Genomic DNA, 18,700 nt, shown 5'->3' with positions numbered 1-18,700 from the left:
GGGCAGGTTGTGCTTTCATGAAAATTGAAGATTCATGAACCAGCATTCCGAAAACATGAATCCCGACCTGATTTCCGGGCGACGCAATGCGGGCAATTTCCTGCGGCTGCGACACTTGCGCATGCTTGAGCTGGTTGCGGACGGCGGCTCGCTCGCCGCGGCCGCACGCGTGCTGCACCTGTCGCAGCCGGCGATCACGAAAATGCTGCAGGAGATGGAAGCGGTGTTCGGCACGATGCTCGTGACGCGCGGCGCGCGCGGCGGACGGCTGACCGCCGATGGCGAAGCCGTCCTGCAGCGCCTGCGGATCGCGCTCGCGCAATTCGACGTCGCGCTGGCCGGCGACGGCAACGACGAAGGCCGGCCGCTGCTGCGCATCGGCATGCTGCCCGTGGTCAGCGTCGCGCTGTTGCCGCAGATCATGCGGCACCTGACGCGGGACGCACCCGCGCCACGGTTCACGGTCATGGAATCGAACGTCTCGGGGCTGCTGGACGCGCTGTCGGCCGGAAGGATCGACTGCATCATCAGCCGCCCTGACGCGGAAGCGCTATCGAAGCTCGACGGGCTCGACGTCACGATCCTCCCCGTGTACGAAGAACCGCTCGCGATCGCGTGCCCGCTCGCGCATCCGTTCGCCGATGCGCGACGCGTGTCGACGGAGCAGTTGCAGCGCGAAGACTGGATCGTCCCGCACGCCGGCACCGATACCCGCCGCGCGTTCGACGCGCTGTTCGTCGATCACGGCCTGATGCCGCCGCGCCCGCTCGTCGAATCGATGTCGTTTCACACGAACCTGCAGATGGCCGACGCGCTCGGCGCGCTGACCGTCGCGCCGCAGTCGGCCGTGCTGCACTATGCGCGCATGGGCGTGATCCGGAGGGTCGGTGGTTTTCCGGTCATGCCGGTGGGGGAAATCGCGCTGATTCACCTCGCGACGATGGCCAGCCTGCCCGCGCTGCAGCGATTTCGCGATGCGGTCGAAGCGGCCGCGCATGCACGTCGTTGACGCGCGGTTATCGCAGGCGGGCCGGTTGCCGTGCCATCACGCCATCCACCCGGCGTGCATTCTGGCTGACGTCGAATTAGCCAACGGCCGCCGCACGCGCATCACTGCGGTTCGCCGATCCCGCCCATCAGCGTCATCAGTTGCTCGCGCAACCATCGGCTGCCCTGGTCCTGATCGGCGCTGCGATGCCAGTAGCAGAAGTATTCGAGGCCCGGCATCTCGAACGGCAGTTCGAGAATGCGCGCCGGATAGCGCTGCAGCAGCCGCAGCGGCGCCGTCAGCGCGAGATCGCCGCGCATCGCGATCAGCGGCGCGACCATGTAGTGCTGCACGCGCATCTGGATGGTGCGGCGCAGCCCGAGGCGCGTCAGTTCCGCGTCGACGTGCCCGCTGCCCTTGCGGCGGCTCGACACGTGGATGTGCCCCATCGCAAGGTAGTCGTCCATGGTGAGCGTGTCGCCCTTGAACGGGTGATCGTCGCGGATCATGCATGCATAGCGGTCGCGCACGAGCAGCGCCTGGTGCAGATGCGGATCGCCGATCAGCGGCGCGTCGATCGCGATGTCGACGGAGCCGTTCGCGAGCGCGGTCGCGACTTCGCGGCGGTCCATCGTGTAGCTGCGCACGTGCATGCCGGGCGCATGCGTCTGCAGCAGTTCGCCGAGCGCGGGCAGCAGCAGCGCTTCGGTCAGGTCGCTCATGCTCATCCGGAACACGCGCGTCGACGACGCCGGATCGAACACGTCGCCTTCGTGCGCGCTCGAATCGAGCAGCTGCATCGCCTCGCGCACGCGGCCGACGATGTTCTCGGCCAGCGGCGTGGGCATCATCCCGGCCGGCGTGCTGACGAACAGCGGATCGTTCAGGGTCTTGCGTAGCCGCGCCAGCGCGTTGCTGACGGCCGGCTGCGTGAGATTCAGCACCTCGGCCGCCCGCGTCAGGTTGCGCTTGGTGTAGATCGCGTCGAATACGACGAACAGGTTCAGGTCAATCTTCGAAAGGCGCATCGCCGGATCTCCTTGCCGGCATCTTACGGCGTGCGCCTCCCGTTCGTCCACGGCCCTGCGCATCGTGGCGAGACGCTCAGCCGCGCAGCGGCGGCGTCAGGTACGGGGCCGTCGAACCGGGCTCGCCGTCCTTGATTTCCATCCGCGCGATCGCCTGCAGGTGCACCTCGTCCGGGCCGTCTGCGAAGCGCAGCGCGCGGCCCCAGGTCCAGAGGTCGGCGAGCGGCGTATCGGGGCTCAACCCCGCCGCGCCGAACACCTGCATCGCGCGGTCGCACACGTCCGTATAGACGGTCGGCACCAGCGCCTTGATCATCGCGATTTCCTTGCGTGCCGCCTTCGCGCCGACCTTGTCGATCATCCACGCGGCCTTCAGCACGAGCAGGCGCGCCTGCTCGATCTCGATGCGCGAGCGAGCGATCCATTCGCCGACCGTGCCGTGCTTGTTCAGCGGCTTGCCGAACGCGACGCGCGACTGCGCGCGGTCGACCATCAGCTCCAGCGCCAGCTCGGCCGCGCCGATCGAACGCATGCAGTGGTGGATGCGGCCCGGCCCGAGGCGGGCCTGCGCGAGCGCGAAGCCGCTGCCTTCCTCGCCCAGCAGGTTGCTCGCCGGCACACGCACGTTGTCGAACGTGATCTCGCAGTGCCCTTCCGGCGCGTAGTGATTGACCACCGTGATGTTGCGCACGATCGTCACGCCCGGTGTGTCGCGCGGCACGAGGATCATGCTCTGCTGCTGGTGCGACGCGGCCTCGGGATCGGTCTTGCCCATCACGATGAAGATCTTGCAGTTCGGATGCGCGGCGTTCGTGATGAACCACTTGCGGCCGTTGATCACGTACTCGTCGCCTACGCGCTCGATGCGCGTCGTGATGTTCGTCGCATCCGACGATGCCACATCCGGCTCCGTCATCGCGAACGCCGAGCGGATCTCGCCGCGCAGCAGCGGCTTCAGCCACTGTTCGCGCTGCTCGGGCGATGCGAACATGTGCAGCAGCTCCATGTTGCCGGTGTCCGGCGCGTTGCAGTTGAACACTTCCGACGCCCAGCCCACCCGCCCCATGATCTCGGCGAGCGGCGCGTATTCGAGGTTCGTCAGGCCCATGCCAGGCTCGTCGTCCTTCAGGTGCGGCAGGAACAGGTTCCACAGCCCTTCCGCCTTCGCGCGCTCCTTCAGTTCCTCCATGAACGACACGGGATACTGGCCCGCGTGCACTTCCTCGTTCCACTGGCGGATGCGCGGCACGATGTGCGCGTCCATGAATGCGCGCACGCGGCTGCGCAGTTCTTCCACTTTCGGGGTGTAGCCAAAGTCCATGATCGACTCCTCGATTTCGCTCGTCCGGTTCCGTCAGAATGCCGAGACACCGCCGTCGACGGCGACGGCCTGCCCGGTCAGATAAGTGTTTTCCTTCGCGCACAGCGTCAGCATCGTCGCGACGATTTCCTCGGGCCGACCGAGCCGCTTCATCGGCGAGCCCTGCGCGAGAAAGTCCTGGCGGTCGCCGATATCGCTGTCGGTGACCATCGGCGTCGTGCTGTAGAACGGGCACACCGCATTCACGCGAATGCCGTGGCGCGCGTATTCGATGGCCGCCGTCTTCGTGAGCCCGACCACCGCATGCTTCGACGCCGCATAGGCCGCCAGCTTCGGCGCGCCACCGAGCCCGGCCATCGACGCGACGTTCAGGATCACGCCTGCGCGCTGCGCGAGCATCTGTCGGATCTGATGCTTCATGCCGAAGAACACGCCCTTCGCGTTCACCGCGAAGCTCAGGTCGAGATCGGCTTCGTCGGTGTCGATCAGCGCCTTCATCGGCGGCGCGATGCCCGCGTTGTTGATGCCGACGTCGAGCCGGCCGAAACGCTCGGCGGCCGCACGCACCAGCGCCGCCACCTCAGCCTCGACGCGCACGTCGCAGCGCTGCGCGATCACGTCGGTGCCGGCTGCGCGCAGCGGCGCGGCCACGCGTTCGAGCGCGTCGTCGTTCAGGTCGCCGAGCGCGACGCGCGCGCCCATCGCGGCCAGCTCGCTCGCGAGCAACGCGCCGAAGCCGCTCGCGGCGCCGGTGATCATCACGGCCTGTCCGGCGTAGCTGTCGATCCTCATCGCGCGCTCAGATCGTCAGGCCGCCGTCGACGACGATGCATTCGCCGTTCGTGTAGCTCGCCGCGTCCGACACGAGATACAGCACCGTGCCGGCCATTTCGCGCGGCTCCGCATGGCGGCGCAGCGGAATCTTCCCCATCCAGGTCTCGTAGATGTCCTTGTCGGCGAACAGCGCGCCCGCGAACTTCGTCTTCGTGAGGCCCGGCAGCAGCGCGTTCACGCGGATGCCGAGCGGCCCGCATTCCTTCGCGAACGCCTTCGTCATGTTGACGACCGCGGCCTTCGTGATCGAGTAGATGCCCTGCCGGTCGCCCGGCTGCAGCGCGTTCACCGACGCCGTGTTGACGATCGCGCCGCCGCCGTGCGTCTTCATCAGCTTGCCGGCCTCGACCGACATGAAGAAGTAGCCGCGGATGTTCACGTCGACCGTCTTCTCGTACGCGGCGAGGTCGGTATCGAGGATGTGCCCGAAATACGGGTTCGCGGCCGCGTTGTTCACCAGGATGTCGAGGCGGCCGTGCTTGCCGCGGATGTGCTCGAACGTCGCGGCGATGTCCTCGAGCCGCCCGACGTGGCAGGCCAGCGCCTCGGCGCGGCCGCCTGCCGCGACGATCTCGTCGGCCACGGCCTGGCAGTCGTCGAGCTTGCGGCTCGACACGATCACGTGCGCGCCCTGCTCCGCGAGCAGTTTCGCGATTTCCTCGCCGATGCCGCGGCTCGCGCCCGTCACCAGGGCAATCTTGCCCGTCAGGTCGAACAGATTCGTTGCCATGTTGCTGTGCTCCTCCATTGATGTGTTGTCGTGCCGCCGCGCGGTGAAGCCCGCGATGTCAGCGATGCGCGTCGATCACGCCGACGGCCAGTTCGGCCAGCCGCCCGGTCATCTCGCCGACGCGCAGCGCCTGCTCGCTCGACGCGTTGCCCTGCAGCGCGCGCGCCTTCACGCCCTGTGCGATCGACGCGAGCCGGAAGAAACTGAACGCCAGGTAGAAGTGCCAGTCGCGGATCGGCTCGATGCCGCGCAGTTCGCAATAGCGCGCGACGATCGCCGCCTCGTCCGGCACGCCCAGTTCGGCGCGATCCTGGCCCGCGAGCCCGCGCACCTGCCCGCCGGACGGCAGCCGCAGGCACATGCAGAGATACGCGAGATCGGCGAGCGGGTTGCCGAGTGTCGACAGTTCCCAGTCGAGCACGGCCTGCACGCGATAGCTGTCGCGCGCGAACATCAGGTTGTCGATCCGGAAATCGCCATGCACCAGCGTCGGCCGGCCCGTGTCGGCGGGGCACGCCTTCGGCAGCCAGTCGATCAGCGTTTCCATCGCGTCGAGGCGCTCCGTTTCCGCCGCGCGGTACTGCTTCGTCCACACGCCGATCTGGCGCTCGAAGTAGTTGCCGGGGCGGCCGTAGTCGGTGAGGCCCACCGCGTCGACATCGACGTCGTGCAACGCGGCCATCGTCCGCAGCAACGCGTCGTAGCACACCGCGCGATCGGCCTTCGGCAGTTCCGGCAGTGCGGGATCCCAGAAGATCCGGCCGTCCTCGAAGCTCATCACGTAGAACATGCTGCCGATCACGTCGCGGTCTTCGCAGAGGTGATACGGACGCGCGACCGGCACCGCGGTGCCCGACAGCGCGCTCAGCACGCGGAATTCGCGGTCGACCGCGTGCGCGGACTTCAGCAGTTCGCCGGGCGGCTGGCGGCGCAGCACGTAGCGGCCGCTCTTCGCATGCAGCAGGAAAGTCGGATTCGACTGGCCGCCGGCAAACTTCTCCGTGTCGACCGGGCCTTCGAAGCCCGGCACGTGCGCTTCCAGATAGCGCGTGAGGCGGGCTACGTCGAGTTGCTGGGTAGGGTTCGTCATCGTCGCGATCGTTCGTGGGTCAGCCGTAGGTTCGCAGCGGGTGTCGTTCGGGATCCTCCAGATGCGGGATGCCGTTGAACGACGCGAGGTGGAACGCATCGGCGTTGAAGAAAAACTGCGAAAGACTGCTGTTGCGGATCTGCAGGTTCAGCGCGATCGCACTCGACGGCGGGGCAGCCAGCACCTGCTGTACGGTGACCGCGATCGGGCCGCCGGAGCTCACCGCCAGCACGCGCTGGCCACCGCCGTGGCGAATCGCCGCGCGGGCCTCGGCCACGCGCTGCTGGAAGTGCGCCCAGGTCTCGGGGGCCGATTCGCCGAGCTTGTCTTCCGACCAGAGCTGCAGCACCTGCCGGAGCGCGCGGAAATGTTCTTTCATCGAGCCGGCCGCGAGGCGGGCGAGCGCCGGGTAGTCGTGCGCGGCGGCGGCGAACAGGCCGTGGAAATCGTATTCGTTCAGGCCCGGATGGCGGTCGACCGGCGTGCCTTCCCGGCCCATCCCGCGCAGGATCGCGTCGACCGTCTGCGCGTGGCGGTTCAGCGTGCCGCAGATCACGCGGTCGAATGTGAGGCCCTGCCGTGCAAAGTATTCGCCGAGCCAGACGCTCTGCTGCTCGCCCGCCGCGGACAGCCGGTCGTAGTCGTCCGTGCCGAAGGACGCCTGCCCGTGCCGTACCAGAAAAAGTTCAGCCATCGCATGCCCGCCAGATCAGAAGGATTCAGCATAGGGGGCGGGGACGCATTTTTAAACTTTATTTTCTGAATCCGGGGGTATTCATTGGGTGAATTGCGGCGGGCCGCCATTTCCACGGATCGGGAAATAGCGACTAACGCGGGTGCGGCACGGCAAACCATCATGGCGATGCACGGCAAGCGCGATCGCGCGTGACGCGGTACCGGCATGCCACCCCGTTGAAGCGCGAGCCGAACGACCGGATTCGGCGAGGCCCCGCCTTCGAAGCAATCCGCTGACGCGGTCCGGCGCGCGCCTCCGCCCCGCCTCTGATCGACGGCCTTTCCCATGCGGTAGTATGGCGATTCGATGGAAACCCCGACGGACTTACACGAATGGCCCAGCCTGATCTCCTGACCCCTTCCAGCGCCGGCCAGGACACCCAGGCGCTGGTCCTCATCGCCGAGGACGAACCCGAGATCGCCGAGATCCTGACCGCCTATCTCGCGCGCGGCGGCCTGCGCACCGTGCACGCGGGCGACGGTCGCCGCGCACTGGAACTGCACCTGCAACTCAAGCCCGACCTCGTGCTGCTCGACGTGCAGATGCCGCACGTCGACGGCTGGAAGGTGCTCGCCGAAATCCGTCATCGCGGCGACACGCCCGTCATCATGCTGACCGCGCTCGACCAGGACATCGACAAGCTCACCGGGCTGCGGATCGGCGCCGACGACTACGTGGTCAAGCCGTTCAACCCGGCCGAGGTCGTCGCGCGCGCGCAGGCGGTCCTGCGCCGCTCGATGGCTGGCTCGCGCCAGGAAGAACAGCGCGTGCTGCGGGTCGCGCCGTTCGAGATCGATCTCGAGCACCACGAAGCGACGGTCGAGGTCGGCGGCACACGCCACACGCTCGTGCTCACGCTCACCGAGTTCAAGCTGCTCGCGCAACTCGCGCGCGCGCCGCGCCGCGTGTTCAGCCGCGCCGAGCTGATGGCCACCTGCCTGCCGGAAGGCGATACGCTGGAACGCACGGTGGACAGCCACGTCAGCAAGCTGCGCAAGAAGCTGGACGACCTCGGCGTGCAGGGCGTGCCGGCGAGCGTGCGCGGCGTCGGCTACAAGCTGTGGAGCGGCGATTGAAGCTCGACGGCCTGAGCCGCCAGATCGCGCTGACGATGGCCGGAATGGCGTTCGGCGTGACGGTGCTGGTGGTGGTGACTGCGTACACCTTCTACTACATCGCGTTCAATTACTGGTCCGCGTATTTCGACACGAAGAACCTGATGCCGACCGCGCCGGAGTGGGGGTGGCTGATCTCGACCACGCTGGCCGGCCTCGCGCTGTCGGTGGCGGTCGCGGTCAATCTCGCGCGCCGCATTCTCGTGCCGCTGAACTCGGTCACGGACAGCATTCGCCGCGTCGCGCGCGGCGATCTCGACGCACGCGCGGTGGCGGGCGACCGCTCGCTGCACGAAGCCGCGCTGCTCGCCGACAACTTCAACGCGCTCGCCGACGAGTTGCAGCGCGTGACCAACGAGCAGGCGATCTGGAACGCCGCGATCGCGCACGAACTGCGCACGCCCGTCACGGTGCTGCGCGGGCGCCTGCAGGGGCTCGCCGAAGGTGTGTTCAAACCCGACGAAGCACAGTTCCGCAGCCTGCTCGCGCAGGTCGAAGGGCTGACGCGGCTGATCGAGGATCTGCGCGTGGTCAGCCTCGCGGATGGCGGCCACCTGAGCATCGAGATCCGCGACGCGGATCTCGCCGCCGAGGTGCGCGCCGTGGTCGACGTGTTTGCGCACGCGCTGCAGGCCGCCGGCCAGCATCCGGTGCTCGATCTCGACATGCGGCCCATGCGCTGCGACCCGGTGCGCATCCGTCAGGCGCTGCTGGCGCTGCTGGAAAACGCGCGCCGCCATGCTGTGCCCGGCGCGATCCGGATCCAGACGCGCATCGACGCAGGGATGTGCCGGCTGCGCGTCGAGGACGACGGCCCCGGCATCGCGGCCGATTTCGCGCCACACGTGTTCAAGGCCTTCCGGCGCGCCGACGACACGCAGCCGGGCGGCAGCGGCCTCGGGCTCGCCGTCGTCGCGGCGATCGCCCATGCGCATCATGGCGAAGCCGTCTGCGTGCCGACCGGCACCGGCGGCACGCTGTTCGAAGTGCAGTGGCCCGACAACCTCGCGCCAACGCCTGAAAACGAGCGCTTTCCGGCCTGAGACGCCGCCTGCCTTTACGCCGTCACGCGCGCGGTTCGCGCCCGACCTGTTCGAGCGGCGGGTTGAACCCGAGCACCGTGTACTCCAGCACCGACACCGTCCCTTTCCCGGCCGCGCCCTGCACGACGACCGCGCGCACGGCGCCGGCCCGGTCGAATTTCAGGCGGGTGCCGAGGGTCGCGTTGCGCAGCGCCTCCACTTCCTCGATCCGCGCGATCGCCAGCTTGCGCACCGCGCCGGACACGTATACCGGCAGGAACACCAGCGCGATGAAGATCGACACCGCGTCCTTCGAGACGCTGTCGAGCACCGGCTGACCCGACATCACGAGCGACAGCGACGTCGCGGCGACGAAGATCGCGAGCACGGTCGCGCCCACGCCGAGCGACGAGAACCGCTCGGCCGCCTTCTTCATGCGAGCCTTCACGAGCGCGCGCGTGGTCGCGGACGGCACCAGCCACTCGCGCTGCGCGCCGTGGTACCCGGCGAAGCCGAGGAACAGCGTCGCGACGGCGCTGACGGCGATGCTGGTGTACAGCGCATCGAAGATCATGCAGACGAATTCGAGCACGAACACGATCACCGGCGGCCACAGCAGCAGGCGGAACGAATAGCCGTCGCGGCCATGTCCCTGGATCCACCATCTCACGGGCGACAGCCGCCAGAAGCGGCTCTCGCGGTGGAGCGAAAGTTGTTCGTTGTCGGTCAATTCTTCACCTGTTGAATCCCCTGCCGTTGCCGCGACGGCCGTGAACCGGCGCACCCGCATTCTCCCAGATATGCGGCGCCGTTCATCGGCGGCTCGAAGCGTGCGTTCCCGCATCGCGGCCGGCCAGAAACATGCCGGTACCCGATTGACCCGGCCCCTGGGATCGCCTTTATGCTGGTCGTCACGAATCGACGACCCGAAGGTGCCCCATGAGCGATGTCACGCGCGGCCTGAGCGCATCGGAAGCCGCTACGCGGCTCGGCGTATCGGTCAAGGCGTTGCGGCTGTACGAGCGGCAAGGACTGGTCACGCCCCGGCGGACGGTGGCCGGATACCGGGCCTACGGCCCGGACGATCTGGCGCGTGCGGCCGAAATCGCGGCGCTGCGCGCGCTCGGTCTGAGTCTCGCCCAGGTGGCGAGCGTGCTGGACGGCGACGCCCGCAGCCTGAGCGACGCATTGGCGATCCATGAAGCGGCGCTCGAGCGCGGCATTCAGGATCTGGTCGGCAAGGTCGACAGGGTTCGCGCGATCCGCGCCGATCTCGCGCGCGGCCGGATGCCCGACGACGGCGAATTGACTCGCCTGCTCGATCCGGCGGCCACTGGCGTTGCATTCAGCCTCCCCTGGCCGTGGGACGGCGAATGGTTCGAGTGGCGCGATATCCGTCCGTTGAACTACATCATCGGTTCGCTGGGCAGCGGCAAGACCCGTCTCGCGCATCGGCTGGCCGAGGCATTGCCCGGCGCCGCGTTCATCGGGCTGGACCGGCTGGACGACGGTGGCGCGGCGGCATTCGCCGCGTTGCAGGCCGATCCGGCACTGAAGGCACGCGTCGAGCGCACGTCGGCATGGCTCGCGGACGAAGGCGCCACGCCGTCCGCGGCGCTGACCGTGCTGCTCGCCGGCCTCGAGGCGGACGGCGCCGGCGCTCGGGTCGTGGACATGATCGAACAGGAGCTCGACCAGTCGACGCAGGCGGCGCTGATAGCGTGCCTTCGCCGACGCGCCAGGGCCGACGGCATGCGGCCGCTGTTCATGCTGACCCGCTCGTCGGCGATGCTGGATCTGTCGGCTGTCGGGCCCGACGAAGCGATCATTCTGTGTCCCGCCAACCATAGCCCGCCTGCCCGCGTCGCACCGTACCCCGGCGCACCCGGCTACGAAGCGGTGGCCACCTGCCTTGCGTCGCCCGCCACCCGCGCCCGGATCGCGCGGCGACCGGAGGCCGGGTAACGGCGTCGCCCCGGCTCGGCGTCACGCGCCGATGACAACCGGCGTGCCCGGTCCGGGCTGCCGGTGTCGTAGGACGCCAGAGTATCGGCAACGGTGTGCGCAGAAAATCAGCGACTTACTTCCAGTTGCGCCACCGGTGCCGGGGCGGAGCGTCAGAGTTCGTGCGATTGGCTTACTGCGGCGCCAAAGTAGTGGGTTTTCGTTGCGCCCGATTGGCTGCAGTCGACCCTTCTCGCTCATTCGACAACAGCTCGCCTCGCTGTCTCTTCCGGTGGCACAGCGGCCATTCGCTTGCTGGATTCGCTGGCGCGTGCTCGAGCCGTTGGCTCGCAGTGAATGGCAATCTCTTTTATCGGAACCGCTTAAATTGCGGATCACGAAAGCCGAAGACTGCCATTGCCTTTGGCACGAAAACCGGGGCCGCTCAGTTAGGTCATGACGGGTCAATCATGCTCCGGCTCCTTGGCCGCTTTGCCGTTCAATGATCTTGACTGGCACCCCGAAAATGCTAACGGCTCCATAGCACCGCGCGATTGACTCCGTCGCTGGGGGTGTCAGAATTTCCGTGTTCAAGGCGGGTTGAGATTCACACGGATGGTCGAACGAATCGATCCTCGTAGAGGATGGCGAACTGGTTCATCGCCGTCTTCCAGTCATGAGCAGCACGCCCAGGTCCGCCATCACCCCGTTGTCATGCAGAAAAGCGTGTTTCCCGTTCTGGGCAATCGACGCACCCACGTTGTGGATGGCCGTCGTGAGGTGCTTACCGAGCTTGCTCAACACGATGGTGTTCACGCACATCCCGGCAAGCCTGTTTCCGTCTATGGCGTCCAGAGAACAGCGTGCATGGCTCCGCTCGCAGTATTCGCGACGCCAACCACTTGTCCATGATCGTTAATCCCCAAAGCTCGGCTGAAGGTACCACCCGGGAGCGTACCGAGATCGGACATCACCCCGCCTTGAAACAGAAAAGCATGCAAGGCTCCGCTTGCGGTGCTCGCCTCGCCGACCACCGCACCGCGGTTGTTAATTCCGAAAGCTGCGCTATAAGTGCCACCGGGGAGCGTACCGAGATCGGACATTACCCCGTTGCGAAGCAGAAAGGCGTGCAGGGGCCCGTTCGCGGTGCTCGCCTCGCCGACCACCTCGCCGAGGTTGTTGATCCCGAAAGCCGCGCTATAAGCGCCACCGGGGAGCGTGCCGAGGTCTGACATCACCCCGCTTTCAAACAGAAAAGCATGTGCGGGCCCGGTTGTGAAAACCGCCCAACCCACGATTTGACCGCGGTTGTTGATCCCGGTCGCTACGCTAAAAGCGGCACCGGGGAGCCAGGTCACCCCCCCGTCTTCATACAGAAAAGCCGCTGAATGTGGACGACCGTGTCTGGGGCCAGAGTTGCCGACCACCTGGCCGCGATTGTTGATGCCGGTAGCGTCGACGCGGCTGTCAATAGCGATGTTCAGGCCGGTCATCACCCCTTTTTCAAACAGAAAAGCGTCCGTAGGCCCGACGCTCCTGATAGTCGAACTTCCGACCACTTGGCCTCGCTCGTTAATTGCGTAAGCTTGGCTGGATCCGCTACCGGAGAGCGTGCCGAGGTCGGTCATCACCCCACCTTCAAACAAGAAGGCATGCGTGTCCCCGCTCGCGATGTCCGCTTGGCCCACCACTTGGCCGCGATTGTTGATCCCGGCAGCTTGGCTAGAGTTGCCACCGAGCGTGCCCAGGTCCTGTATGGTGACACTTTGGGCGGAGGCAGGCTGGAAGGCCGCGACAGCCAAAAGGGCGAAAGCCATCAGGACGCGGTGAACGTAGTAGCGCCCACCGCTATTTACTTTGCGTGCGGATTCCATCTTGATCCCCTTCCTGGGACATGGCCCACCTCGCAATCTGTCGCAGCCAGGGCCAAAGCTGCCGCGAAGACTACCGACAGACTGTTCGGATACGTCGTGCTCATGACGCGCGCACCGATCAAGTCCAATTGACTGGAGGTATGCGGGCTTTGTCTACAAACGCACTAACCCTCGCCCCTCCCCGGCGCCTGCGTATCCAAGCTATAGGCGTGCCCGACGTGTTTGTGCATTGATTTCATTGAAAAAAAGCCGGCGATTGGTTATGGCTTGGTTGGGAAAATCGAAATATGTTTCATGCACGACACGGCGCGGATCTCGCCAAACCGTGGAGCGTAGACGAAGAGCCTCTTTGCGCTCGTCGATATTGGCTTCCGGCGAAAACGCGATGTGTTTCAATGCTGGGACTCGGCCAAGCTCGGACACCGGCGGACAAATCGCGATCGTCTCCATGATTGGCGATCGTGGACGCGATCTCATGCGATGCCCAGGTTAGCCCGGGATCATGCATGCCAAGCGTGCGGAACGGGAAACGGCCTTGGCGAGGCGCTTACCATTCGGACATGTGCCAGCGCGTTCCACCGCAATAGATAAAAATCCAGCCAATGATTTGGAAGTCTGCAAAGAATGACTGATAGCGGCGCGCTAGCCAGTCGCCACAACCTGCGCCGGCGTCAGGATGGCGTGAAGGCAATGGTGAACAAGTGGCCCGACAAATTGAACCGGTGCCGGCTGTAACGTCGCCGGTACGGTTAAGGCAAACGAGCCGTCGAATTGCATTGCCCAACGAACGACCGCTATGGTTGGTCAAGCCGACGTTCCAATGTCCTCGTGGCCGCGTGGACGAACGGCCGTAGATGGCCGGCAGCCGCCGTCGGAGTTGCAAGCCAGGTCGGTTACGTCGACTCGGTCGAAAGTCGGAACAGCATGGTACCGGCCGTGCACCCTACGCGAACACGCGACCTACGACGTATGAATCCGGACGGCGACGTCACGAGGTGTGGTCGACAATGCGTAGGGCAGTCGCAGTAACTTGGTCACACAGTCACAAAACCGTGGCGCCAGTCGCACGTACTCCGGCGCCCTACCGGTGCGTTACCGCCACACGCAGTTCACGCGCGAACGAGCCGGTGCAGGCGTCGAACCTGGGTCAATGCCTGCTGCGCCGACGTCAGGTTCGTGAAGCCGAGCAACATGCCGGGCGGCATCCGGCCGCTCGGGCTCCAGTCGTTCAGCGGCTGGATGGAAAACCCCTGCAGGTCGGCCATGCGTGCGACGGCGCGATCGTCGATAGCCGTGCGCCAGTACGCCACGACATGCAGGCCGCCCGCGCGGGGTGGCACATGCAGCGTATCGCCGAAGACCTTGACCAGCGCATCGACCAGCCACGCGCGGCGGGTTGCGTAGAGCGCGCGCATTTTCTTCAGATGGCGTGCGAAGTGCCCTTGTTCCATGAAGTCGGCAACGACGGATTGCATCAGCATCTGGCCGCTGCCGCCGAGCCAGCCGGCGGTGTCGCGAAAGGCCTCGACCTGCGCGTCGGGCACGACGAGATAGCCCAGCCGCAAGCCCGGATACAGCACCTTGCTGAACGATCCGGTGTAAAGCACGCGATCGTGGCGGTCCAGGCTTTTGAGCGCGGGCAGCGGGCGGCCGTGGTAACGGAACTCGCTGTCGTAGTCGTCCTCGACGATCCAGGCCCGCTGCTGACGGGCCCAGTCGAGCAATGCCAGGCGTCTCGGCAGCGACAGCGCGGTGCCGAGCGGGCTTTGATGGGTCGGCGTGACCACGGCAAAACGTGCATCGGGCGCACGGTGTTGCCCCGCTTCCACGCACAAGCCGTCGTCGTCGACCGGCACCGGCACGAGCCGCATGCCCGCGTGCTCGAGCAGGCGCCGGGCGTGGATATAGCCGGGATCCTCGAACCACCCGGTGTCGCCAGGACGCAGCAGGGTCCGGCAGATCAGATCCAGCGCACCGCGATACCCCGCGGTGATGAAGATCTGCCCGGCCGAGCAGTCGATGCCGCGCGACACGCCGAGATAGGCGGACAGCGCGCGCCTCAGCGCGTCGAGCCCCTGCGGCGGCGCGTAGTCGAGCGACGGGGTCGCCATCGTCCGCACATGACGCCCCGTCAACCGTATCCACGGCATGCGCGGAAACGCATCGAGCGCGGGAATGCCCATCTGGAACGGCTTCGGCTCGCGCGCCGCCGGATCGCCGCGCGGCGGTTCGTCCGGCCTGGCTGCGAGGGCGCGCGGCTGCCGGCCATCCGGCAACTGGGGCGACACGACGGTGCCGGCCGGCCCGCGTGCGACCAGGTACCCTTCGCCGATGAGGATCTGATAGGCCGCTTCGACGGTGCCGCGTGCCAGATTGAGTTCGCTGGCCAGACTCCGTACCGACGGCACGCGCTTGCCCGGCGCAAGCTTGCCCGTCTCGATCGCATCGCGGAAGCGCCGGTACAACTGCCGATAGACCGGCATGTCGAGATGACGGTCCGGCATCAGATCGTCGAAGTTCATGTCCCAGTCAAATAGTCATTTTTTGACCCTTCAGGATACGTCATCCGGATCGTAAAGTAACGACGTTACCTTGGAGCAATCGTGATGCCAGAGATCCATTTGAAACGCGCCGTGACGGACGAGGATTACCGGTCGGCGTTCGACGTGATGCGCGAGCTGCGCCCGCACCTGACCGATGTCGATGCGTTCGTGCGGCAGATGCACCGCCAGGCCGAACAAGGTTATGTGCTGCTGACCGCACGAGATACCAGCCCCGACGATGCGGTCGTCGCGCTGGCGGGATACCGTCACCTTGAAAACACGGTGTACGGCCGCTTCGTCTATGTCGACGATCTGGTCGCGACCGAGCACGCGCGCGGTCAACGGCTGGGCGAGCGGCTGCTCGATGCGGTGCGCGACGACGCGCGACAACACGGCTGCATGTACCTGATACTCGATACCGGCTTGTCCAACGCGCTCGCGCAGCGCTTCTATTTCCGCCAGGGGATGCTGTCCCGCGGCATGCATTTCAGCCAGTCTCTGCAGGCGCCCTGATGAACAACCTTCTTTTTGTCGATGCCAGTCCCCATGGCAGTCATTCGCTGAGCGCGCGCATCGCGCGCGACGCCATCGCGCAATGGCAGGCGGCCCGCCCCGACGCACGGATCGTGTCGCGCAGCCTCGGTGAACCCGGGTTGCCTGCGATCTCGGCCGCCTATGCGCATGCGCTGGTCGCGCGGCAGCCGAATTCCGATCCCGCGCTCGCGTGCTCCGAACAACTGATCGCGGAAGTGGAGCGCAGCGACGGCCTGTTGATCAGCACGCCGATGCACAATTTCACGGTACCCGCGGTGCTGAAGCAGTGGATCGATTACGTGCTGCGTATCGGCCGCACGTTCACGTCCACACCGGAAGGCAAGTTCGGCCTGCTCGCCGATCGTCCCGTGCTCGTGCTGGTGCGCTCCGGCGGCATCTGCACGGGGGCAGCGGCACGGCAGCCCGATTTCCTGACCCCGTACCTGAAGCAGGTGCTGGCCGTCATCGGCATCTCGACGGTGGATTTCATCTACCTTGAAGGCCATGCGCCAGACGACGCGGCCATCGATGCGGTACGCAGCCAGCTGGCCGCCTCGACCCTGCTGGCTCGCCGCGCGACGGAAGCGGTCTGAATGCGCGACGCCCCGGCGCGCATGCGTCAACCGATGCGCGCCGGGAGCGGCCGATATCGGGCATCCCGCGCCGGGCGCTTCGCCGTCACGTCTCCAGCCGCCCCATCCTGCGCGCCATCGCCGGGCTGACCGCATGCACCGGATCGAACCCGAAGAATTCGAGCACGTGGCGCGCGACGTCGTCGCGGTCGTTGTCCGCGCAGATCATGTGGTAGCTGTTCTCCAGCACGATCCCGCGCGCATCGGGCATCTTTTCCAGCAGGAAATCGGCCGAGCGCAGGCTGGTCAGTTCGTCCTCGCGCGCATGCAGCACGAGCGTCGGGCACGGCGTGCCGGCCGCGGCGTCGAGTGCCCAGTCGCGCATCCGGTCGACCTGGCGCACGCATGCGAGCGGCACCCACGCATAGTGGAAACTGTCCTGCCGCTCGAACTTCTTCTTCACGATCGCGCGGATCGTCGCGTTCTTGATGCCGAACGGATCGCCTTCCTCGACGCGCATCCGCTCCGCGACACCGGGCACGCGGTACAGCACATGCCGCAACGCCCGGTACCACGGCGTCGACCAGCCGTCGATGAACACCGGCGTGGCCAGCAGCGCGAGCCGGCCGCGCGCATGCTGCACGCGATGGCACAGCAGCAGCGCAACCAGCGCGCCCATGCACATGCCCGCGACATGCAGCGTGTCGTACTCGTTTTCCAGCGCGCGATACTGCCCGGTCACCGCGTCGAGCCAGGCTTCCGCGCGCACGCCGACCAGATCCTCGGGGCGCGTGCCGTGCCCCGGCAGCGTGATCATGTGCGTATCGCCGCCCGCGCGCCGCATCGCCTTGTGCAGCGAACCGAGATCGTATTGCGTGCCGCCGAGCCCGTGGATCAGCAGGACGCCCGTGCGGCCCGTCATGACGCGTCTCCGCTCATTCGTCCGCCGGCCACACGCGCTCGATCTGCCAGACGCCCGCCACCACCGTCACGTCGACATTCGAATCGAGCAGCGGCGCGCCGTGATCGGTGATCGTCTGCGTGCCGCCGTCGCGCTGCACGATACGCAGCGACAGCGACGCGCGATCCTCGCCGGCGATCTCCGCATTCCAGTAGTCGCGCAGCGCATCGCGATCGCCCGGCTGCACGCGTTCGAGCACGCCCGGCACGCTCGCGATCTGTGCCGCATCGACGCCGACGCCGAACACGCGCTCGACGTCGCCGCTCCACTCGATCCGCCCCGATTCCGGATCGAGCACGTAGGCGATCTGGCCGGCGCTCGCGAGCGCGAGCTCCATGTTGTTCTGCAGGACCGCCGCATGCTCGTGCACGCGTTCGCGCGTCGTCTTCAGCGTGCTCACCGTCAGCACCAGCAGCGACGCGACCGCCAGATAGAGCTGCGCCTCGAGCAGCGCACTGCCGTAATGCTCGTGAAACGACGCGAACGGGCCGTCGCCCTGCGCGGTCTGCTCGATCACGATCAGCGCGAGCACCAGCACCGACGACGAGCCCGCGCGGCCGCCGAGCAGCAGCGTCACCGCGACCGTGAGGAACAGCGGGATATACGTCAGCGCGAAGCCGGCGCCCGTGCCGAATTTCTGCGACGTGTCGCCATCGAAGATCACGAGCGCGACGATCGCGAGCAGCACGAACGAAACCAGGCCGAGCACGAGGTCGAAGCGCTCGTGGTCGCCCGAGCGGTGCGCGCGAAAGCGCGACCATGACGCGAGCACCGGCGTGACCAGCAGCACGCCGACGAAGTCGGACGCGGCCCACACCGACCACACGTCGAAGAACGGCGCGCCCTTGACCATCGTGTACCACGCCGCACCGCCGATCGCACCGACCACGCCCGCGATCAAGCCGGCGAGGATCACCGAGCGCAGGAAATACAGCCCTTCGAGCGAGAAGCGCACGCGCTGGACGAGCCACACCGCAAGCGCGGCCGCGCCGACCTCGTCGGCCGTGAACAGCACCGCGTTGACCAGGCTGCCGTGTTCGATCCCGGTCAGCGCGAGCTGCCCGACCAGGAACGCGCCGGCCAGCGTCAGCCATTCGCGCATCGGCCGCAGCATGAACGCGCCGACCGTCACGCCGGCCGGCAGCCAGATGTAGCCCGTCAGCCGGACGGGGCCGTTGAACTGGTGCGAGATGTAGCCGGTCGCGAGATACAGCGCCGCCCAGAGCAGCGCGGCGACGAGGCCCGGCCGCGATCGTTTGGTGTCCATCGAGAATCCCTGTGTGCTGCGCCTGCGATCGGCAGGTGCGCGATGTGCGAATGATATGCGGACGGGGCGGGCCGGGGAATACCGGGGCCGGAAGCGCATTGTGGGTGCCGGCGCGCCCGCAAGCTGGCGGTTGTGACCGGG

The 18,700-nt window shown here is 66.8% G+C and carries 19 protein-coding genes; 6 read left to right on the top strand and 13 right to left on the bottom strand.

The features are described from left to right. The first annotated feature begins 34 nt into the window (after positions 1-34). The gene (locus BDO18943_RS13335) at positions 35-1,009 is read left to right on the top strand and encodes a LysR substrate-binding domain-containing protein (RefSeq protein WP_175022652.1); all 975 of its coding nucleotides are present in this window, start codon (positions 35-37) and stop codon (positions 1,007-1,009) included. Between the two features lie 101 nt (positions 1,010-1,110). Here BDO18943_RS13335 and BDO18943_RS13330 read toward each other — a convergent pair whose 3' ends face one another. The 6 genes from BDO18943_RS13330 to BDO18943_RS13305 form a co-directional block, all read right to left on the bottom strand. Beyond that, on the bottom strand, positions 1,111-2,016 hold the full coding sequence (locus BDO18943_RS13330) for a LysR family transcriptional regulator (RefSeq protein ID WP_175022651.1): 906 nt from the start codon (positions 2,014-2,016) through the stop codon (positions 1,111-1,113). A gap of 76 nt (positions 2,017-2,092) precedes the next feature. Continuing rightward, the gene (locus BDO18943_RS13325; protein ID WP_174914491.1) at positions 2,093-3,337 is read right to left on the bottom strand and encodes an acyl-CoA dehydrogenase family protein; all 1,245 of its coding nucleotides are present in this window, start codon (positions 3,335-3,337) and stop codon (positions 2,093-2,095) included. A 33-nt stretch (positions 3,338-3,370) separates the two neighbouring features. Continuing rightward, positions 3,371-4,129, bottom strand: coding sequence for an SDR family NAD(P)-dependent oxidoreductase (locus tag BDO18943_RS13320; protein ID WP_175022650.1), 759 nt, complete (start codon positions 4,127-4,129; stop codon positions 3,371-3,373). A gap of 7 nt (positions 4,130-4,136) precedes the next feature. Beyond that, complete coding sequence (locus BDO18943_RS13315) at positions 4,137-4,901, bottom strand: SDR family oxidoreductase (protein ID WP_043179052.1); 765 nt, start codon at positions 4,899-4,901, stop codon at positions 4,137-4,139. Between the two features lie 58 nt (positions 4,902-4,959). Continuing rightward, positions 4,960-5,991, bottom strand: coding sequence for a phosphotransferase (locus BDO18943_RS13310; protein WP_175022649.1), 1,032 nt, complete (start codon positions 5,989-5,991; stop codon positions 4,960-4,962). A 19-nt stretch (positions 5,992-6,010) separates the two neighbouring features. After that, complete coding sequence (locus BDO18943_RS13305) at positions 6,011-6,685, bottom strand: histidine phosphatase family protein (protein ID WP_175022648.1); 675 nt, start codon at positions 6,683-6,685, stop codon at positions 6,011-6,013. Positions 6,686-7,059: 374 nt separating this feature from the next. Between BDO18943_RS13305 and BDO18943_RS13300 the strand changes: the two genes are divergently transcribed. Next, on the top strand, positions 7,060-7,803 hold the full coding sequence (locus BDO18943_RS13300; RefSeq protein ID WP_175022647.1) for a response regulator: 744 nt from the start codon (positions 7,060-7,062) through the stop codon (positions 7,801-7,803). Continuing rightward, the gene (locus tag BDO18943_RS13295) at positions 7,800-8,885 is read left to right on the top strand and encodes an ATP-binding protein (protein ID WP_175022646.1); all 1,086 of its coding nucleotides are present in this window, start codon (positions 7,800-7,802) and stop codon (positions 8,883-8,885) included. Before BDO18943_RS13300 ends, BDO18943_RS13295 begins: the two co-directional genes overlap by 4 nt. A gap of 22 nt (positions 8,886-8,907) precedes the next feature. On the opposite strand, the gene BDO18943_RS13290 is transcribed toward BDO18943_RS13295, so the two are convergent. After that, positions 8,908-9,594 carry a hypothetical protein gene (locus BDO18943_RS13290; RefSeq protein WP_175022645.1) on the bottom strand — a complete coding sequence of 229 codons (687 nt, stop codon included), beginning with the start codon at positions 9,592-9,594 and terminating at the stop codon, positions 8,908-8,910. Positions 9,595-9,803: 209 nt separating this feature from the next. Between BDO18943_RS13290 and BDO18943_RS13285 the strand changes: the two genes are divergently transcribed. Further along, positions 9,804-10,829 carry a MerR family transcriptional regulator gene (locus tag BDO18943_RS13285; protein WP_175022644.1) on the top strand — a complete coding sequence of 342 codons (1,026 nt, stop codon included), beginning with the start codon at positions 9,804-9,806 and terminating at the stop codon, positions 10,827-10,829. 636 nt (positions 10,830-11,465) lie between these two features. On the opposite strand, the gene BDO18943_RS13280 is transcribed toward BDO18943_RS13285, so the two are convergent. The 4 genes from BDO18943_RS13280 to pdxR form a co-directional block, all read right to left on the bottom strand. Further along, positions 11,466-11,630 (bottom strand): hypothetical protein, encoded by a 165-nt coding sequence (locus BDO18943_RS13280; RefSeq protein ID WP_235995998.1) that lies wholly within the window; start codon positions 11,628-11,630, stop codon positions 11,466-11,468. A gap of 20 nt (positions 11,631-11,650) precedes the next feature. Beyond that, positions 11,651-12,682: an HAF repeat-containing protein gene (locus BDO18943_RS13275; protein WP_235995997.1), complete on the bottom strand. Its 1,032-nt coding sequence runs from the start codon at positions 12,680-12,682 to the stop codon at positions 11,651-11,653. Positions 12,683-12,883: 201 nt separating this feature from the next. Continuing rightward, on the bottom strand, positions 12,884-13,132 hold the full coding sequence (locus tag BDO18943_RS13270; protein WP_175022642.1) for a hypothetical protein: 249 nt from the start codon (positions 13,130-13,132) through the stop codon (positions 12,884-12,886). 659 nt (positions 13,133-13,791) lie between these two features. Beyond that, positions 13,792-15,204: a MocR-like pyridoxine biosynthesis transcription factor PdxR gene (pdxR, locus tag BDO18943_RS13265; RefSeq protein ID WP_175022641.1), complete on the bottom strand. Its 1,413-nt coding sequence runs from the start codon at positions 15,202-15,204 to the stop codon at positions 13,792-13,794. A gap of 84 nt (positions 15,205-15,288) precedes the next feature. Between pdxR and BDO18943_RS13260 the strand changes: the two genes are divergently transcribed. Both BDO18943_RS13260 and BDO18943_RS13255 read left to right on the top strand, forming a co-directional pair. Continuing rightward, complete coding sequence (locus tag BDO18943_RS13260) at positions 15,289-15,738, top strand: GNAT family N-acetyltransferase (RefSeq protein ID WP_175022640.1); 450 nt, start codon at positions 15,289-15,291, stop codon at positions 15,736-15,738. Then, on the top strand, positions 15,738-16,352 hold the full coding sequence (locus BDO18943_RS13255) for an FMN-dependent NADH-azoreductase (protein ID WP_175022639.1): 615 nt from the start codon (positions 15,738-15,740) through the stop codon (positions 16,350-16,352). The genes BDO18943_RS13260 and BDO18943_RS13255 overlap by 1 nt, the downstream gene beginning before the upstream one ends. 85 nt (positions 16,353-16,437) lie before the next feature. On the opposite strand, the gene BDO18943_RS13250 is transcribed toward BDO18943_RS13255, so the two are convergent. Together BDO18943_RS13250 and BDO18943_RS13245 are read right to left on the bottom strand one after the other, a co-directional pair. After that, entirely contained in the window at positions 16,438-17,253 is an 816-nt protein-coding gene (locus BDO18943_RS13250; protein WP_175022638.1) for an alpha/beta hydrolase, read from the bottom strand. Between the two features lie 13 nt (positions 17,254-17,266). Then, positions 17,267-18,559, bottom strand: coding sequence for an MASE1 domain-containing protein (locus BDO18943_RS13245; RefSeq protein ID WP_175022637.1), 1,293 nt, complete (start codon positions 18,557-18,559; stop codon positions 17,267-17,269). Between the last annotated feature and the right edge of the window lie 141 nt (positions 18,560-18,700).

The organism is Burkholderia aenigmatica (assembly GCF_902499175.1).
GTDB lineage: Bacteria > Pseudomonadota > Gammaproteobacteria > Burkholderiales > Burkholderiaceae > Burkholderia > Burkholderia aenigmatica.
The sequence above is the reverse complement of the archived record's forward strand: the minus strand, read 5'-3'. Positions and strand labels throughout refer to the sequence as shown.

What these genes read in the sequence shown, in the direction of transcription:
- BDO18943_RS13335 (WP_175022652.1), top strand. Translation starts at nt 35, where the DNA reads ATGAACCAGCATTCCGAAAACATGAATCCCGACCTGATTTCCGGGCGA.
- BDO18943_RS13330 (WP_175022651.1), bottom strand. Translation starts at nt 2,016, where the DNA reads ATGCGCCTTTCGAAGATTGACCTGAACCTGTTCGTCGTATTCGACGCG.
- BDO18943_RS13325 (WP_174914491.1), bottom strand. Translation starts at nt 3,337, where the DNA reads ATGGACTTTGGCTACACCCCGAAAGTGGAAGAACTGCGCAGCCGCGTG.
- BDO18943_RS13320 (WP_175022650.1), bottom strand. Translation starts at nt 4,129, where the DNA reads ATGAGGATCGACAGCTACGCCGGACAGGCCGTGATGATCACCGGCGCC.
- BDO18943_RS13315 (WP_043179052.1), bottom strand. Translation starts at nt 4,901, where the DNA reads ATGGCAACGAATCTGTTCGACCTGACGGGCAAGATTGCCCTGGTGACG.
- BDO18943_RS13310 (WP_175022649.1), bottom strand. Translation starts at nt 5,991, where the DNA reads ATGACGAACCCTACCCAGCAACTCGACGTAGCCCGCCTCACGCGCTAT.
- BDO18943_RS13305 (WP_175022648.1), bottom strand. Translation starts at nt 6,685, where the DNA reads ATGGCTGAACTTTTTCTGGTACGGCACGGGCAGGCGTCCTTCGGCACG.
- BDO18943_RS13300 (WP_175022647.1), top strand. Translation starts at nt 7,060, where the DNA reads ATGGCCCAGCCTGATCTCCTGACCCCTTCCAGCGCCGGCCAGGACACC.
- BDO18943_RS13285 (WP_175022644.1), top strand. Translation starts at nt 9,804, where the DNA reads ATGAGCGATGTCACGCGCGGCCTGAGCGCATCGGAAGCCGCTACGCGG.
- BDO18943_RS13280 (WP_235995998.1), bottom strand. Translation starts at nt 11,630, where the DNA reads ATGTGCGTGAACACCATCGTGTTGAGCAAGCTCGGTAAGCACCTCACG.
- BDO18943_RS13275 (WP_235995997.1), bottom strand. Translation starts at nt 12,682, where the DNA reads ATGGAATCCGCACGCAAAGTAAATAGCGGTGGGCGCTACTACGTTCAC.
- BDO18943_RS13270 (WP_175022642.1), bottom strand. Translation starts at nt 13,132, where the DNA reads ATGGAGACGATCGCGATTTGTCCGCCGGTGTCCGAGCTTGGCCGAGTC.
- pdxR (WP_175022641.1), bottom strand. Translation starts at nt 15,204, where the DNA reads ATGAACTTCGACGATCTGATGCCGGACCGTCATCTCGACATGCCGGTC.
- BDO18943_RS13260 (WP_175022640.1), top strand. Translation starts at nt 15,289, where the DNA reads ATGCCAGAGATCCATTTGAAACGCGCCGTGACGGACGAGGATTACCGG.
- BDO18943_RS13255 (WP_175022639.1), top strand. Translation starts at nt 15,738, where the DNA reads ATGAACAACCTTCTTTTTGTCGATGCCAGTCCCCATGGCAGTCATTCG.
- BDO18943_RS13250 (WP_175022638.1), bottom strand. Translation starts at nt 17,253, where the DNA reads ATGACGGGCCGCACGGGCGTCCTGCTGATCCACGGGCTCGGCGGCACG.
- BDO18943_RS13245 (WP_175022637.1), bottom strand. Translation starts at nt 18,559, where the DNA reads ATGGACACCAAACGATCGCGGCCGGGCCTCGTCGCCGCGCTGCTCTGG.